Source organism: Pseudonocardia adelaidensis (assembly GCF_039543345.1).
Lineage (GTDB): Bacteria > Actinomycetota > Actinomycetes > Mycobacteriales > Pseudonocardiaceae > Pseudonocardia > Pseudonocardia adelaidensis.
On record NZ_BAABJO010000001.1, the window covers coordinates 379,898 to 396,442 of the forward strand.

At 74.7% G+C, this 16,545-nt stretch carries 12 protein-coding genes and 1 pseudogene; 5 read left to right on the top strand and 8 right to left on the bottom strand.

Going from position 1 to position 16,545, the window contains the following annotated elements; all coding sequences use genetic code 11:
- The first annotated feature begins 10 nt into the window (after nucleotides 1-10).
- Entirely contained in the window at nucleotides 11-895 is an 885-nt protein-coding gene (locus tag ABEA81_RS01745) for an ABC transporter permease (RefSeq protein ID WP_345602744.1), read from the top strand.
- Between the two features lie 17 nt (nucleotides 896-912).
- Entirely contained in the window at nucleotides 913-2,559 is a 1,647-nt protein-coding gene (locus tag ABEA81_RS01750; protein ID WP_345602745.1) for an ABC transporter substrate-binding protein, read from the top strand.
- 74 nt (nucleotides 2,560-2,633) lie between these two features.
- Here the strand turns inward: ABEA81_RS01750 and ABEA81_RS01755 are convergent.
- From ABEA81_RS01755 to ABEA81_RS01770, 4 genes and pseudogenes are all read right to left on the bottom strand, one after another.
- Nucleotides 2,634-2,975: pseudogene (locus tag ABEA81_RS01755) on the bottom strand (transglycosylase family protein); the annotation flags it as partial.
- A 331-nt stretch (nucleotides 2,976-3,306) separates the two neighbouring features.
- Complete coding sequence (locus tag ABEA81_RS01760; RefSeq protein WP_345602746.1) at nucleotides 3,307-4,410, bottom strand: cystathionine gamma-lyase; 1,104 nt, start codon at nucleotides 4,408-4,410, stop codon at nucleotides 3,307-3,309.
- 63 nt (nucleotides 4,411-4,473) lie between these two features.
- Nucleotides 4,474-5,472, bottom strand: coding sequence for an NAD(P)H-dependent glycerol-3-phosphate dehydrogenase (locus ABEA81_RS01765; RefSeq protein ID WP_425570418.1), 999 nt, complete (start codon nucleotides 5,470-5,472; stop codon nucleotides 4,474-4,476).
- Nucleotides 5,473-5,474: 2 nt separating this feature from the next.
- Nucleotides 5,475-6,182 carry a lysophospholipid acyltransferase family protein gene (locus ABEA81_RS01770; protein WP_345602749.1) on the bottom strand — a complete coding sequence of 236 codons (708 nt, stop codon included), beginning with the start codon at nucleotides 6,180-6,182 and terminating at the stop codon, nucleotides 5,475-5,477.
- Nucleotides 6,183-6,243: 61 nt separating this feature from the next.
- Between ABEA81_RS01770 and cofC the strand changes: the two genes are divergently transcribed.
- Complete coding sequence (gene cofC, locus ABEA81_RS01775; RefSeq protein ID WP_345602750.1) at nucleotides 6,244-6,921, top strand: 2-phospho-L-lactate guanylyltransferase; 678 nt, start codon at nucleotides 6,244-6,246, stop codon at nucleotides 6,919-6,921.
- Here cofC and ABEA81_RS01780 read toward each other — a convergent pair.
- Together ABEA81_RS01780 and ABEA81_RS01785 are read right to left on the bottom strand one after the other, a co-directional pair.
- The gene (locus ABEA81_RS01780) at nucleotides 6,899-8,335 is read right to left on the bottom strand and encodes an FAD-dependent monooxygenase (RefSeq protein ID WP_345602751.1); all 1,437 of its coding nucleotides are present in this window, start codon (nucleotides 8,333-8,335) and stop codon (nucleotides 6,899-6,901) included. The genes cofC and ABEA81_RS01780 overlap by 23 nt on opposite strands.
- Nucleotides 8,323-8,787: a MarR family winged helix-turn-helix transcriptional regulator gene (locus ABEA81_RS01785; RefSeq protein WP_345602752.1), complete on the bottom strand. Its 465-nt coding sequence runs from the start codon at nucleotides 8,785-8,787 to the stop codon at nucleotides 8,323-8,325. The genes ABEA81_RS01780 and ABEA81_RS01785 overlap by 13 nt, the downstream gene beginning before the upstream one ends.
- Nucleotides 8,788-8,880: 93 nt before the next feature.
- On the opposite strand from ABEA81_RS01785, the gene ABEA81_RS01790 reads away from it, so the two are divergent.
- Both ABEA81_RS01790 and ABEA81_RS01795 read left to right on the top strand, forming a co-directional pair.
- Nucleotides 8,881-11,223 (top strand): RNA degradosome polyphosphate kinase, encoded by a 2,343-nt coding sequence (locus ABEA81_RS01790; RefSeq protein WP_345602753.1) that lies wholly within the window; start codon nucleotides 8,881-8,883, stop codon nucleotides 11,221-11,223.
- The gene (locus ABEA81_RS01795) at nucleotides 11,220-12,140 is read left to right on the top strand and encodes an NUDIX hydrolase (RefSeq protein WP_345602755.1); all 921 of its coding nucleotides are present in this window, start codon (nucleotides 11,220-11,222) and stop codon (nucleotides 12,138-12,140) included. Before ABEA81_RS01790 ends, ABEA81_RS01795 begins: the two co-directional genes overlap by 4 nt.
- 18 nt (nucleotides 12,141-12,158) lie before the next feature.
- On the opposite strand, the gene ABEA81_RS01800 is transcribed toward ABEA81_RS01795, so the two are convergent.
- Together ABEA81_RS01800 and ABEA81_RS01805 are read right to left on the bottom strand one after the other, a co-directional pair.
- On the bottom strand, nucleotides 12,159-13,460 hold the full coding sequence (locus tag ABEA81_RS01800; RefSeq protein WP_345602757.1) for a lanthionine synthetase C family protein: 1,302 nt from the start codon (nucleotides 13,458-13,460) through the stop codon (nucleotides 12,159-12,161).
- On the bottom strand, nucleotides 13,457-16,405 hold the full coding sequence (locus ABEA81_RS01805) for a lantibiotic dehydratase (RefSeq protein ID WP_345602758.1): 2,949 nt from the start codon (nucleotides 16,403-16,405) through the stop codon (nucleotides 13,457-13,459). Before ABEA81_RS01805 ends, ABEA81_RS01800 begins: the two co-directional genes overlap by 4 nt.
- Nucleotides 16,406-16,545: the final 140 nt, after the last annotated feature.

The following is a 16,545-nucleotide window of genomic DNA, read 5'->3' on the forward strand; positions in this document are numbered from 1 at the left end:
GGGAGTCGGCATGAGTGAGGTCACGGCGTCGGTACCGCTGCCGGCCCGTCGCCCCGCCGGCGGGCGCAGGGCGATGCGGCTGCTGCGCCGCCAGCCGCTGGGGGTCGTCGCGGGCGTCGTGGTCGTGCTGCTCGTGGTGGCAGCGGCGCTCGCGCCCGTCATCGCGCCGTTCGACCCCACCACCCAGCACCGCGAGGACTTCCTGCAGATCCCCGGCGGCCCGTTCCTGATGGGCACCGACGACCTCGGCCGCGACATCTTCAGCCGGGTGCTCTACGGCGCTCGGACGTCGTTGCTCGTCGCGGTGTGCACGCTGGCCGTCGGCGGCGTACTCGGCGTGGCGATCGGGGTGGTCTCGGGCTACTTCGCGGGCGGCTGGCTCGACACGCTGCTGCAGCGCGTGATGGACACGCTGATGGCGATCCCCGGCATCGTGCTGCTGCTGTTCGTGGCGGCGCTGCTCGGGCCGAGCATCCGCAACACGGTGATCGCGCTGAGCCTGCTGGTGGTGCCCTCGTTCAACCGGGTGGCCCGCGGCGAGATGCTGCGCATCCGCGAGGAGCTCTACGTCGAGTCGGCGCGCGCCGCGGGCTGCGGCACGTGGCGCATCCTGCGCCGGCACGGGCTGCCCAACCTGCTGGCGCCGATCCTCGTGGTCACCAGCCTCATGTTCGCGATCGTCATCATCGCGGAGTCCGCGTTGAGCTTCCTCGGGATCGGCACGCCGCCGCCCACGCCGTCGTGGGGCGCCATGCTGAGCGACGGCTCCCGCTACATGGAGATCGCCCCGTGGATGGTCGTGTTCCCCGGGGGCGCGCTCACCGTCGCCGTGCTCGCGTTCAACCTGCTCGGCGACGCGCTGCGCGACGTCTTCGACCCGAAGCAGTCCCGCTGAGAAATCGGGGGTCCTCCATGCGCTCGTTCCGGCTCGTCATCGCGCTCGTGCTCGTGGCCCTGGCCGGCGCAGCCTGCTTCAGCGCCCCGGGAGGCGGGGGCTCCGGCGGCAACCTCGACGCCCGGCACCCCCAGCAGGACGCCGGCCCCCCGCAGCCCGGCGGCACGTTCCGCTACGCCCTGCCCTCGGACGCGCGCTCGCTCGACCCGCACAGCCAGTCCTCGTTCAACACGCACATCGCGATCGGCTCCACGTACTCGAAGCTCGTCGACTTCAAGACGGGGCCCGACATCCCGTACGGCGCCCCGGTGCTCGAGGGTGACCTCGCCGAGAGCTGGGAGCCCTCCCCCGACGGGCGCACCTGGACCTTCCACCTGCGTCACGGCGTGCGGTTCCACGACGTGGCGCCGGTGAACGGGCGCGAGTTCACCTCGCAGGACGTGCTGTGCACGCTCCAGCGGATCCGCGAGCTGCCCGGCCACCAGGCCAGCCAGATCGCGATGGTGCAGGACGTCACCGCGCCCGACCCGTACACGGTGGTCTTCCGCCTCACCGAGCCCTACGCGGAGTTCGACACGAACCTGGCGGGCCACTTCATGTGGATGCTGCCGTGCGAGGGCACGCGCGGGGAGTTCGACCTGGCCACCACCGCGATCGGCACCGGGCCGTACGTGCTGGAGCGCTGGGAGCGCGACCGCGAGCGGGTGCTGACCGCCCACCCGGACTACTACGTCGAGGGCCAGCCCTACATCGACCGCATCGAGATCTCGATCGTGCCCGACCAGGCCGCCGCGATCGCCGCGTTCCGCACCGGGCAGACCGACTACCTCAGCCCGTTGTCGCTGGACAAGCAGCAGGCCGACCGCATCCTGTCCGAGGACCCGCAGGCCGTGCTGTTCCGCGAGCAGGGGCTGACCCAGACCCGGGTCTACATGAACCAGGAGCGCGCGCCGTTCGACGACGTGCGCGTGCGCCGGGCCGTCGCGCTCGCGATCGACCGGCAGGGGATGATCGACTCCATCCGGGCGGGCGGGAGCCCGACCGCCGCCGTCACGCCGACGCTGTTCGGCGGTCTTCCGTCCGAAGAGGCCGCGCGGTTGCAGCCGCACGACCCGGAGCAGGCCCGGCGCCTGCTCGCCGAGGCCGGCCTCCCGCAGGGCTTCTCCACCAAGATGATCATCACCGACGGCTACGGCGAGAACGTCGTGCGCGAGGCGCAGTGGGTGCAGCAGGACCTCGCCGAGGTCGGCATCCAGGTCGAGCTGGTGGTGCAGGACTACGCCACCTACTTCACCGAGAGCTTCGCCGGCAAGAACTACGACATGGGCTACGGGCTGCAGACCCCGATGCTGTCGGCCGACGAGTACCTCACCGGCGAGTGGACCTCCGACGGCCCCCGCAACTGGTACGGCATCGCCGACCCCGCGCTCGACGAGATGATCGCCCGGCAGCGCGGCGAGCTGGACCGCGCCGCCCGCGAAGAGCAGCTGCACGACATCCAGCGCTACATCATGGAGAACGTCTCCAACCCGATCCCGCTCTACGTCTACGACGGGCTGTCGATCTACGCGCCGTACCTGCACGACGTGTACCCGCACCCCGACTACGGCACGAGGCACCAGGCGAGGATGTGGCTCGGCCCGGAGGCGCCGGGACGCGAGTGACACGACGAACGGCACTCTCGTCGGCAGGAACCGACGAGAGTGCCGTTCGTTCAGCGCGGGAGCGCTCAGCGGAGGCCGAGCTTGGCCGAGCAGGCGGGCCAGGCGTTCCAGCCCTGGGCGTCCAGGACGCGCTCGGCGACGGCGATCTGCTCGGCGCGGCTGGCGTTGTGCGCGTTGCCCTGGCCGCCGAAGGCCTTCCAGGTCGACGGCGTGAACTGCAGGCCGCCGGAGAAGCCGTTGCCGGTGTTCGCCGACCAGTTGCCGCTGCTCTCGCACTGGGCGAGCTGATCCCAGACGCCGGACGGGGCGGCGTCGGCGGTACCGGCCATGGCGAGCGGGGCGCCGACCGCGATCGCTCCGGCCACGGCGAGCCGGAGAAGGTGCTTGGACGTGGACATACGGGAGCGCAAAGCCATTCTTTCGGTTTTCTCCTTGACGGGGGGCGAATGCCTCGGGGGGGCATCGTTTGCCTCGGGGGGGCATCGTCGACCCACTCAGCGGGGCGACGGCAACGACCGTACGTGCAGGCCGGCCGCATTCGTCAAACACAACGGCGCGGTGAGCAGAATCACGTAATGCTTCCCCGTCGAAAGTAATCACTGCAGATCTGCAGCGCACACCGAAAATCGATCAGTGCGGAGATCGACAATTATCTTCCGATATCAGCCCGTGATAGAGACGCGCTTCACACGACGATCATGCGCTCGTGTGAGCGGTGGCACCGGTCTCTCGCCGTGGGGTGCGCCCTCAGCGGGTGATCGCGGCCAGGGCCAGGCTCACGTCGGCCACCAGGTCCTCGGGGTCCTCGCAGCCCGCCGAGAAGCGCAGCAGGCCGGGCGCCACGTCGTCGCCCCAGCGCTGCCTGCGGTCGACGGTGGTGCGCAGGCCGCCGAAGCTCGTGGCCGAGCCGACCAGCCGGGACGCCGCGAGGAACTCCCCCACCGCCACCTCGGAGGCCAGGGTGAACCGCAGCACGCCGTTCCAGCGGCGCATCTGCCGGGACGCGACGGCGTGCGCGGGGTCGGCCGGGTCGCCGGGCCAGCGCACGTCCGTCACCGCGGGGTGCGCGCGCAGCAGCGGGACGAGCGCCGCTGCGTTCCGCGCCTGGCGGTCCAGCCGCAGGTCGAGGGTGGCGAGGCCGCGGTGGGCGAGCCAGGCCTCCATCGGACCGGGCACCGCACCGCCGCGCGAACGCGCCTCCCGCAAGCGCGCGACCAGGCCGGGATCGCGTGCGCTGACGTGACCGAGCACCACGTCACCGTGGCCGGCGAGCGCCTTCGTGTCGGAGGCGATCACCAGGTCGGCGCCGAGCTCCAGGGGGCGCTGCCCGAGCGGCGTCGCGGTCGTGTTGTCGACGGCGAGCAGCGCACCCACCCCGTGAGCGGCCGCCGCAGCGGCGGTGATGTCGGCGACGTCGAGGCCGGGGTTCGACGGGGTCTCGAGCAGGACGAGCGCCGCCCCGTCGAGCGGCGGGAGCGGCGCGGCCGTCGGCGTCTCCCGGACCTCGACGCCCAGCGGCGCCAGCTCACCGTGCGCGAGGGAACGGGCGAGGTAGTAGCCGTCGGAGGGCAGCACGAGCGCGCCGTCGCGGCCGGTCAGCCGCAGCACGGCGGCGACGGCGGCCATCCCGGACGCGAAGACCACGCACTCGCCGCCGTCGAGCTCGCCGATCGCGGTCTCGAGCGCCCGCCAGGTGGGGTTGTCGGAACGGCCGTAGAAGTCGGCAGGGGTGGGGTCGGACGGGAGCCCGAGGTGGAAGGTCGAGGAGAGCACCGGCCCCGGGTGCGTCGGCGCCCCTGGTCGTCCTGCCTCGTGTCCCCCGTGTACGCACCGGGTGCCGTCACCGATCACGTCAGCACCCTACGGTCGTGAGTGGACACGAGTGCTGGAGCACTCGTGTCCACTCACGGGTCGTCATTCGGGGCGGGGGGCCCGGCTGATCAGCTCCTTGCCCATCTCCGCCGCCGAGAGGCCCTCGTGGCAGACCCGGCGGACGGCGTCGGCGATGGGGAGCTCCACGCCCAGGCGGTCGCCCAGCGCGCAGATCGACTTGCACGACTTGACGCCCTCGGCCACCTGACCGTGGTTGGCGGCCTCGGCCTGCGCGAGCGACTCGCCGCGCCCGAGGTGCTCGCCGAAGGTCCGGTTGCGCGACAGCGGGGACGAGCAGGTGGCCACGAGGTCACCGAGCCCGGCGAGGCCCGCGAACGTCAGCGGGTCGGCGCCCAGTGCGGTGCCCAGCCGCGCGGTCTCGGCGAGCCCCCGCGTGATCAGCGACGCCCTGGTGTTGTCGCCGAGGCCCATCCCGGCGGCGATACCGCAGGCCAGCGCGATGACGTTCTTGCCGGCGCCGCCCAGCTCGCAGCCGATGACGTCGGTGTTGGTGTAGGAGCGGAAGTAGCCGGTGGTGCACGCCTGCTGCAGCGCGACCGCCCGGTCGTGGTCGGCGCAGGCGATCACGGTGGCGGTGGGCTCCTCGGCGGCGATCTCCCGGGCGAGGTTCGGGCCGGACACCACCGCCACCTGCTCCGCCGGCACGCCCGCGACCTCGGCGATCACCTCGCTCATCCGCAGCAGCGTGCCCAGCTCGACGCCCTTCGCGAGGCTCACCAGCGTGCGTCCCGGCGGCAACAGGTCGCGCCAGCTCGCGAGGTTGGCCCGCAGGGTCTGCGACGGTACGGCGAAGACGACCGCGTCGGCCCCGTCGAGGGCCTCGGCGGGGTCGGCCGTGGCCGTCAGCAGCGCCGGCAGGGCCACCCCCGGGAGGTAGTCCGGGTTGGCGTGGCGCTCGTTCACCGCGGCGGCCACCTCGGGACGGCGGGCCCACAGCCGCACGTCCCGGCCGGCATCGGCCATCACCTTGGCGAACGTCGTGCCCCACGACCCGGCACCGAGCACCGCGACGCGACGCACCGTCACGAGGCCGTCCTCCGGTAGAACTCCTCGGGTGCCGGCTCGCCCCGCACCTCCGCCAGCAGCTCCCGCACCTTCACCATCAACAGGTCCGTGACCTCGCGCAGCAGCACCGCGTCCACGGGCCGGTTCCGGTAGGCCGACAGGTCCACGGGCGGCCCGCAGCGCACCACGACGCGCTTGCGCGGCAGCGGCCGGAACTTGTGGTTGTACTTGTCGAGCACGTCGCGGGTGCCCCAGTGGACGGCGGGCAGCACCGGGACGTCGGCGGTGAGCGCGAGCCTGGCGACGCCGGTGCGCGCGGCCATCGGCCAGCCGTCCGGGTCGCGGGTGATCGTGCCCTCCGGGTAGATCACGACCACCTTGCCCGCCTGCAGTGCCTTCGTGCCCTCGCGCAGGCTCTGCTGGGCATCGGCGGAGTCACGGTAGACGGCGATCTGCTGGCTGCCCCGCAGCACCGTCCGCAGCACCGGGACGTTCCACAGGCTGTGCTTCGCCAGGAACCGCGGCACCCGGCGGGCGGTGTGCACGAACAGCGCGCTGTAGATCGGGTCGAGGTGCGAGATGTGGTTGGCGACGAAGAGCGCACCACCGCTTGCCGGCATGTGCTCGCGGCCCTCGTAGCGGGCTCGCGAGAACAGCCAGCCCAGCGGGTAGACGAACACCGCCGCGAAGGCGATCCAGAACCCGCCCTTCTCACGCTTGACCACGACGCAGAGTGTTCCTGGCTCGGTCCCCGAGGTCCACCACCGGGTCAGGCACGATGGAGAGGTGACCCCAACCGACCGGGCGACCGTCGACCTCGTCGTCCCCGTCAAGCCGCTCACCAAGGCGAAGTCCCGGCTCCGCGGTGCCGCGGACGGCGGCATCGGCTCCCCCCGCGCACACGCCCGGCTGGCGATGGCGCTGCTGCGCGACACGATCGACGCGGTCCGCGCCACCACGGCCGTCCGGCGCCTGCTGGTGGTCAGCTCGGACCCGGTCGTGGCCGCCGAGCTGGGTGTCTTCGGGATCGAGGTGGCGCCGGACGGCCCGGTTGCCGGGCTCAACCCGGCGTACGAGCGCGGCGCCGCCGTGCTGCGCGAGCAGGACCCGGCCACGGCCGTCGGCGCGCTGCAGGCCGACCTCCCCGCCCTGCGCCCCGCCGAGCTCGGCGAGGCGGTCGCCGCCGCGCTCGCCCTGTTCGACGCCGGGGCGCGGCGGGCGTTCGTCGCCGACACCGAGGGCACCGGCACCACGTTCCTGCTCGCCGCACCCGGCGTCGCGCTCGACCCGAGGTTCGGCGTGGGCTCCGCCCGCGAGCACGAGCGCTCCGGCGCCCACCCACTCGCCGGTCCGTGGCCCGGCCTGCGCCGCGACGTCGACACCGCGGCCGACCTCGGGGAGGCCGCCGCCCTGGGGCTGGGCGAGCACACGAGCGCCGCGCTCACCCCGATCCCGGGCTGCTGACCGAGGCGATGACGCCGTCCGGCCGGACGAGCACGCGGCGCCCGGCGTACACGGCGTCCCAGCGTGCCCGGTGGCCGGGGAGCACGTCCGCGCGGCTGACCTCACCGTCCGCGACGAGGGTGTGGGCCGTCGGGTCGAACAGGTCGAGGAGGCTCCGCCCGTCGGTGAGGCCGACGTGCGGCGCCCGGGTGCCGGGCTCGCCACTCGGGGCGGCGGGGTCCTCGACCGGTGCGCCGGCCGCGGGCGGGTAACGGAACCCGAGCACCAGGGCGGTCGCGTCGACCTGGTCCGGTGGCGCGGGCCGGCCAGGGGTCTTGCGGGACCGCAGCAGCGCCTGGGCCACGGTGAGCTCGGCGATCGGGAGCCGTTCGGACTGGTAGGTGTCGAGGAGGCCGGCCGGCTCCGCACCGCGGCAGGCGGCGGCCAGCTTCCAGGCGAGGTTGTGCGCGTCGGCCACACCGGTGTTCCCGCCGAACCCGCCGTAGGGCGGCATGACGTGCGCGGCGTCGCCGATGAGGAACAACCGTCCGTGTCGGAAGCGGTCCGCGACCCAGGCACCCGTCGTCCAGGTCTGCACGCTCTCGATCGCCGGGCGGAGATCCGGCAGGCCGGTGGCGGCGCGCACGACGTCCCGCAGGTGTCCCGGCAGGGCGGCGCCGTCCCAGCCCGGGCGCAGGTGCGTGCCGAGCTGCCACGTCCGGTCCGCCGGGCTACCGCGGGCGAACAGGAACGCCTCCGCGGACCGGCACAGGATCGCGTCGACGTGCCGCCCGCGGAGCGCGCGCCCGAGGTCGGCCCGGAAGAGCGCGCTGACCGCCGTACCCGCCACGGGCTCACCGTGCATCCCGATCCCGAGCTGCCGACGCAGCGCGCTGCGGGCGCCGTCGGCCGCGATCGCGTACCGCGCGCGCACCGTGGCGGCCCCACCCTTGCCGCACAGGCGCGCCGACACGCCGTCGCCGCCGACGACGAGGCCCTCGACCGCGGTGGCGAGGCGCAGGTCGGCGCCGAGCTCGGCTGCCCGGCGCAGCAGGATCGGCTCGATCCGCTGCTGATCGCACGAGTACGGCCGGCACGGGCTGACGTCATCGGCCGCCGACGTCTCCTCCGGCGGCGGCGCCACCCACGTGGCGTGCTCGCCGGCCAGCGTGTCGGCCACCACGAACCCCGCGTTCGGCTCGCCCGCCTCGAGGACGTCGCGTTCGACGCCCAGCGCGCGGTAGATCTCCATCGACCGGACGTTCACCAACCGCGCCTTCGGGTGCAGCGACGTGGTCGGGCGGCGTTCGGCGACGACCACGCGGGTGCCGTGCAACGCCAGCAGGGCCGCGGCGGCGAGCCCGGCCAGACCGCCGCCGGCGACCAGCACGTCGGCCTCGACGTCCGCCATCACGTCCGCCATCAAGGCCGCCACGGGTTGCGCGTCCGCGTCCGGGCGGGGGTTTCCGCGACATCGTCCGCGAGCGAGGTCACCAGGCGCGACAGCTGCGCGGCGAACGTCGCCACCTCCTCGTCCGACCATCCCCCGAGGTGCCGGGCGAACCGCCGGGTCAGCTCGGCCCGGAACCGCGCGCGCTCGCGGCGCCCGTCTTCGGTGAGTTCGATCACGTAGGAGCGGCCGTCCGCCGCGTCACCGACCCGGCGCACGAGGCCGTCAGCGGCCAGCTCCCCGACCACCCGCGTGATCGACTGCGGTGGCACGCCCAGCTCGGCGGCCGCCGCCGACGGGCGCACGGGCTGCTGGGCGGCCAGGTTCAGCAGCCCCAGCGCCACCGGTCCCGGCTCCGCGGCAGCGGCGCGCTGCTGGATCCGGGCCGCCCGGTGGAGATCGCGGACGATCCCCCAGACCCTATCACTTCCTTCCACGAAGGAACTATATCGGGTTCTCCACCGACAGTTCACCTCCTTGTCCGCCACTGTCACGAACACATCACGGCCCGCGTGAGGAACAATCGCTGCGTGGGTGACGACGCGCGCAGGACCCAGACGAACGGCTCGGGCGAGGTGCCCACGTCCCGGCGCACCCGCACGAGGCGCACGGCCCCACGACCGTCCACGCGGCGGGTCAGCCCGGCCGGCAGCGCCACCCCCAACGCGGTGGTCGCCACCGCCGCGCGCGAGCAGCCCGGACCGACGGCGCCGCCCACCGGGGCCCGCGCGTCGAACCCGCCGTCGGCTGCCGCGGTGCCGGTGAGCCCGCCCGCCCGCACCCGCGCGCCGGTCTCCGAGCTGCCCGACGACCGCTACCTCAACCGCGAGCTGTCGTGGCTGGACTTCAACGCAAGGGTGCTCGCGCTCGCCGAGGACGAGAGCCAGCCGCTGCTGGAGCGCGCCAAGTTCCTGGCGATCTTCGCGTCCAACCTCGACGAGTTCTACATGGTCCGCGTCGCAGGCCTGAAGCGCCGCGACGAGACCGGGCTCGCCGTCCGCAGCGCCGACGGCCTCTCCCCGCGCGAGCAGCTGGCCCGCATCGCGGCGCGCACCCAGGCCATCCAGGAGGCGCACGCCCGCGTGTTCCTCGACCGCGTCCGGCCCGAGCTGGCAGCGCAGGGGATCCGCATCCTGCGCTGGGCCGATCTGTCCGAGGACCAGCACGCGCGCCTGTCCGCGTACTTCTCGGCGCAGGTGTTCCCCGTGCTCACGCCGCTGGCGGTCGACCCCGCGCACCCGTTCCCGTACATCTCGGGGCTCTCGCTCAACCTCGCCGTCACCGTCCGCGACCCGGCCGGGCGCACCGAGCGGTTCGCGCGCGTCAAGGTGCCCAACAACGTTCCGCGGCTCGTGCGCGTCGACACCGACGACGACACGGTCACGTTCCTGCCGATCGAGGACCTCATCTCCGCGCACCTCGGGGAGCTGTTCACCGGGGTCGAGGTGGCCGAGGTCCACGCGTTCCGGGTCACCCGCAACGCCGACCTCGAGGTCGAGGAGGACCGCGACGAGGACCTCCTGCAGTCCCTCGAACGCGAGCTCGCGCGCCGCCGGTTCGGCCCGCCGGTGCGCCTCGAGGTCACCGACACGATGAGCGACCACGTGCTGGAGCTGCTCCTGCGCGAACTCGACGTCGACCCGCACGACGTCATCACGGTGCCCGGCCTGCTCGACCTCACGGCGCTGTGGGCCGTGCACGCGGTGGACCGGCCCGACCTCAAGGACGAGCCGTGGGTGCCCGCCACCCACCCGGCGTTCGCCGACCGGGAGACCCCGCGCAGCGTGTTCGCCACCCTCCGCGAGGGCGACGTGCTCGTCCACCACCCCTACGACTCGTTCTCCACGAGCGTGCAGCGGTTCATCGAGCAGGCCGCCGCGGACGAGAACGTCCTCGCGATCAAGCAGACCCTCTACCGCACGTCCGGCGACTCGCCCATCGTCGACGCCCTCATCGATGCGGCCGCGGCCGGCAAGCAGGTCGTCGCCCTCGTGGAGATCAAGGCGCGGTTCGACGAGCAGGCCAACATCCGGTGGGCCCGTGAGCTGGAGAAGGCGGGCGTGCACGTCGTCTACGGGCTGGTCGGGCTCAAGACCCACTGCAAGACCTCGCTCGTGGTGCGCCAGGAGGGCTCCACGATCCGCCGCTACTGCCACATCGGCACCGGCAACTACAACCCCAAGACGGCCCGGCTCTACGAGGACATCGGCGTGCTCACGGCCGACCCGACGATCGGCGCCGACCTCACCGACCTGTTCAACTCGCTCACCGGCTACTCCCGCCAGACGTCCTACCGCAGCCTGCTCGTCGCGCCGTACGGCGTGCGGCGCGGGATCGTGCGGCGCATCGAGGACGAGATCGAGGCCAAGCGCGAGGGCCGGGAGGCCGGCATCCGCATCAAGGTCAACTCGCTGGTGGACGAGCAGGTGATCGACGCGCTGTACCGGGCCTCCCAGGCGGGTGTGCCGGTCGACGTCGTGGTGCGCGGCATCTGCGCGCTGCGCCCGGGGCGGCCCGGGCTGTCGGAGAACATCCGGGTGCGTTCGATCCTCGGCCGCTTCCTGGAGCACTCCCGCGTCTTCCACTTCGCCGCCGCCGACGAGTACTGGATCGGCAGCGCCGACATGATGCACCGCAACCTCGACCGCCGGGTCGAGGTGCTCCTGCGGGTGGCGGACCCGCGGCTCGCCGCCAAGCTCGGCGACATGTTCGACTCCTGCCTCGACCCGGCCACCCGCTGCTGGACGCTGCACGCCGACGGTCCGTGGGAACCCTCGCCGCCACCGGGATCGGACGTCTCGCACGTACGCGACCACCAAGCCGAGATGATGATGCTCCGCCACGTCGCCGTCTCGGCGGCGGAGGCGGAGTGACCGCGCCGCGGGTGGTGGAGCCGACCGCGGCGGACGTGCTGGCCGCCGGCGCCGTCCTCTGGCGCCCCGGCACCCACGGCGTCGAGATCGCGCTGGTGCACCGGCCGAAGTACGACGACTGGTCGTTCCCGAAGGGCAAGCTCGACGCGGGCGAGACGATGCCCTTCGCCGCCGTCCGCGAGATCGCGGAGGAGACCGGCCAGGCGTGCCGGCTCGGCCCGCTGATCGGCGACGTCCGCTACGCCGTGGCCGAGGGCGGCAAGCTCGTGCGGTACTGGGCGGCCGAGGCGCGGGGCGGCGAGTTCACGCCCGGTGCCGAGACCGACGAGCTGCGCTGGCTGGACGCCCCCGCGGCGGCGGAGCTCCTGTCCTACCCGCACGACCTCGGGATCCTGGAACGGTTCGCCGCGCTCGGCCCGCCGGTCTCGGTGATCGCGCTCGTCCGGCACGGGAAGGCGGGCAGCCGCGCCCAGTGGGACGGCAACGACGCGCTCCGCCCGCTGTCGGGATCGGGCCGGGAACAGGCGGGGCAGCTCGACGTGCTGCTCGGGTTGTTCGGCCCCGACCGCGTGCTCTCCGCGCCGCCGGTGCGCTGCCGCGACACCGTGGCCCCCCTCGCCGACCGGCTGGCGCTGCCGATCGGCGAGGAACCCCTGCTCGGCGAGGACGGGTACGTGGCGGACCCGGGAGCGGGCCTGGCCCGCCTGCGTGAGCTGGCCCGCGAGCCGGGCGTCAGCGTGGTGTGCAGCCAGGGCGGGGTGATCCCCCACCTCGTCGGGACGCTCGCAGGTGACGCCGGCCTGCTCGGGGTGGACCCCGGCGACGTCCCCGCCCGGAAGGGCAGCACGTGGTTGCTCACGTTCGGCGCCGACGCCGCGCTCCGCGCGGCCGACTACTACGAGCACCCGAGGGGCTAGTGCCCCGAGTCCCGGGCCTCAGGTGAGGAGCAGGGGCGCGTCCCAGACGTCCGGGCCGACCGTCCCGGGATGGTTGGCGAACGTCGCCAGCACCAGTGCGACCCCCGCCGCACCCTGGAGCAGGCCGGGCTCGTCCACGCCGACCACGCGTCCGGAGCGCGTCCGGTGCCCGTGCCGGAAGCCGAACGGCGCCGTCCGGTCGAAGGCGTAGAGCACCCGCTGCGCGAGCACGCCGGCCGCGGTGAGCAGCACCGGGTCGGGGTCTCGTTCGGTGACCCGCATGACGACCTGCAACAGGCCGGCCGCGCCGTGGCAGACGGTCGGCCCGACCAGGTCGGCATCGGACCACGGGCGCAGCGCCACCCCCCGCAGCGCGGCCACCGCCACCGCGCACAGCTGCGGCTCGCCGAGCGCGATGCCGGCCAGGTGCAGCGCCCTGGCGACACCCGCGGTGCCGTAGCACCACGCGGCCTTCGCCGCATCCGGGACGAGCGGCTCGTCCCCGACCTCCTGTGCCAGCCCGATCCGCGAGGGCCACACCGGACCGGCCTCGTCGGGCACGGCGCGGCGCAGGAGCCAGTCGACGATGGCGCGCATCGCGTCGGGCATGCCCTCCACCCGGTGCCCCCGGTCGTGGGCCAGCGCCATCAGCGCCAGCGGCCCGGCGATCCCGTGCGCGAGGCCGACGTCCAGGTACCCCTGCGGGTGCTCGGCGGTTTCGTCGGCCCGGCACCACCAGCCCGGCACGGAACCGCCCGGCGCGGCGACGGGCCGCGTGCCCACCACGAGGTGGCGCAGCGTGGTGTCGAGCGCGTCGGCGGCGCGGTCGACGCCCAGCGCCAGCAGCAGCCTGCCCTTGCCCGCGAGCCCGCTCACCACGTCGTAGTCGGACACCGCGAGGCCGGGTCCGTCGCGGGAGGCCCGCCGGACCTGCGCATCGACCTGTTCCTCACACGCCGCCGACACCGCGTGCGCGAGCGTGTGCAGCAACTTCGGGTAGCCGCCGTGCACACTTCCGTGCAGGACCGCGGCGGGCACCAGGTCGACGCCCGCCCCGCTCGCCGCGGCCGCCAGGTGGGCGTGGGTCGCCGCGGCCCATGACGGCTCGGCGACCGACATCGTCGCGTGCAACAGGGCCACCCCGGGGTGGCCGAGCAGCAACGAGGACGCGTCCCACGCCGGGTGCCCGGCCGGGCGCCGGGCGCGGCGGGCGGTGGCGGTGACCGGCTCTGGGGAGCGGAGCCGGTCGGCCACCTCCATCGCGACGTCGCTCGCCCGGCGGCGCAGGTCCGGGGAGACGGCGAGCGGCAGCGCGGTCATCGCCCCGCCCTCGCTCGTCCCGCCCGCACCGCCAGCGCGCGCTGGAGGAGCGCGTAGACGCCCCGCTCCCGGGCGCGGTCGACGCCGAGGAGGCGGTTGCAGTGCATGTGGGCGAGGGCGGCGCCGATCTGCACCCGCCGTTCGGGAGGGCATCCGGTGCGCTCGAGCGTCCCGGCGTACGCGGCGAGGGCGTCTGCGCGCCGCGCGCGCAACCCGGGGTCCGGCGTGCCGGGCGCGGGGAGCGCGGAGGCGAGCTGCGCCCGCCGGGAGGCGGGCACGGCCCGGCGGTCGGCCACCGGCACGGCGGTGCCGAACCGGTCGAGGACCCCGCCGGACGGATCGAACCCGGTCAGCAGGTCGTGCACGCTCGCGGCGGCACGCACGTCGGCGTCGTCGCCGTCCGGGTCGAAGGCGAGGGCGAGCACGCTGTCGGCGTGGAAGACCCGTTCCGCGTCGGCCATCGCCTCCGGTCCGCCGTAGCGCTCGGCCTCCGGGTCGTAGCTGCCGAGCGATGCGGTGGTCAGCAGCCCGTCGTGCCGCAGCCGGGTCGCCCACGCGTGCAGGCGGGGCAGCAGCTCGCCCCACAGCCCGTCCGGCTTGCCGTGGAACCGCAACCGCAGGTGCGGCTCGGGATCGCGGTAGCGGACGAAGAACCAGCCGTCGACGCCGGCCGCGGCGAGCTCGGTCTCGTCCACGAGCTCGGGCAGCCGGGAGCGCAGCACCGCCCGCTGCGCGGGCTCCGCGGCGTAGAGCTTCGCGTAGAGCCACTCCCCGCCGGGCAGCTGGAGCAGGTCGACCTCGCGCCGCGGCACCGGGCGGGTGACGGCGGGCGCCGCGGCCACCGGGCGCCTGCCGAGCAGCTGGACCACCACCTCGCAGGTGTGCGCGCCGCCCGGGCCCCGCAGCCAGCCCGCGTCGGTGGGCGCCTCCAGCACCACGAGCCCCGGGCGCCTGCGCAGCTCGTCGCGGAACACCAGCTGGTGCAGCCGGTCGTCGAGGTCGACCGGGACGTGGGTGTCGGCGACCGCCAGCCGGACGTGCCGCGGCACGTCCCAGCGCTCCCGCCACTCGGCGAGGCGGCGGCCCCACTGATCCGCATCACGCAGGTCGCGCGGCGGCAGCCAGCGTGCGGGAGCGAGCACGGTGCGGCCGTGCCGGACGCGCGGCAGGTACGGGGCGGCGGCGAGCGCGCCCCAGCTCCACGGCAGGCACTGCGGCGTGTCCTGCGCACCCAGCTCCAGCAGGAACCTCGCCACCGGGGGCACGTGGCCGCTGCGCGGGTTGAGCATCGAGCCGGACACGGGGGCGATCCGCGTGCCGTCGTCGACGTCCACCAGGTGGAGCCGCTCGGCAGTGGCGGTGAGCGCGAGCCGGTGCAGCGGCACGTCGGTCACCGACGCGTCGGCGGTGCCGGGCGCGAGCGGGATGCGCAGGGGCAGCCGCTGCGGGACCGCCGCGACGTTCGCCGACCGGGGCACGAGCGGGCGGAAGGCGACCTGCGCGGCCCGCACCCCGTCCGCGGGCGCTCCCGCGCGGGCCAGCCGCGCCAGCTCGGCATCCAGCTCCGGGAGCAGGTGCGCGAACCGGGCCACCGTGGTGCCGGCGAGCGCCGAGCCGAGGCTCTGCCCCACGACGAGGCGGAAGTCGCCCGCGCACAGCTCGTCCCAGCCGTCGGCGAGCACCTCGACGCACAGCTCCATGGACGGAGGAGTGGGCTCGTCCCGCGCGAGCCGCTCGACGAGCGCGTCGTCCACCTCGATCTCGGGGCGGCGCTCGCGGACGGCGGTGAGGAGCTCGGCGGCCAGCACCGGGGCGCGTTCCTCGTCGTGACCGGGGCCGGACGGCGGCTCGTCCCACCGTGGCCGGCCGAGACCGGTATCGCCCAGCAGCTCGGTGACGGGCACGGCGCGCTCGGTGCCGTACCGCTCGAGGAACCGCTCGTGGTAGCCCGGCAGCCACGGTGCGATGCCGGGCGCGGACAGGCGCCACAGCACGGTGGCGGCCCGCTCGGCCTCGCGGGCCACCTCGCCGGGCAGCGTGACGTCCACGTCGAGGCGCAGGTCGGTCTGCACCGGCGGTGCGTCGTCGCCGTCGTGCAGCTCCCGCATGCGCGCCGCGACGCGCCTGCCGGCACGCAGGTCGCTGTCGATCCCGCGCAGCGCCCCGAAGATCTCGTGCGCATCGCCGCCCACCGCGAGCACGTGTGCGAGGGGATCGGTGCAGTCCGCGGGCGGGTCGAGGTCCGTGAGCAGCACGTCGAGCTCGACGAGCCGGCACAGCACCGGCTCGAGCGCGCCCCGGGCGGCGCCGAAGCGGCGGGCGAGGCCGTCGAGGAGGTCGGTCCAGCGGACCGAGGTCGCGGTCGCCTCGAGCGCGGCGCCGACGATCGGCGTGCACCGGATCGAGGTCTCGCGCCGCCCACCTCCCGGCTCCGCGGTCCGCGCCGGCAGCAGCAGCCGCCCGTCGCGCAGCGACCGGACCGGGTTGGCGACGACGCTCGTCCGCGCCAGCACCGCGGGCACGGCCCGGACGCGCCCGAGCAGTGCATCGAGCCAGGCCGCGTCCGGACGCTCGACCGGCCGGTGCCGGTCGCCCGCGCGCAGCGCCGGGTGGTCGCCGAACCGCACGGGCGCGACCCCGGCGAGGAGCCCGAACGGGGTCGCCCGGCCGGTCAGCCGCAGGTGGTACTTGGTGAGCGCGAGTGCGGCGCGGCGCAGGTCCTTCGCCTTCGCCGGGGCGCCTGCTGCGATCGCCCGCACGTCCCGCGCGAGGCTGGGGCTGGCGGTCTCGACGGCCTCGAGGAGCTGCGGGTCCGCCGCGAGGGCGACGATGCGCTCCCGCTCGTCGGCGACGGGCGGGACGGCCGTCCGGCCGGCCCGGCGCGGCGCGGCCGCGGCCCGCAACAGTCCCACGGCAGCGCTCGTGAAGACCGGGTCCCGGGTCACTAGGGCACCATCGTTCCTACGGGCCCCGTGATCATGGTGGGGTTCGTTGAAGGGATCCGGCGGGAGCCGGGGTGACGGCCTGGTGGGGTCGCTCGTGGAGGGCCTGCATGACACTGCCGCCCCCGGCTCTCGCGGGGCTG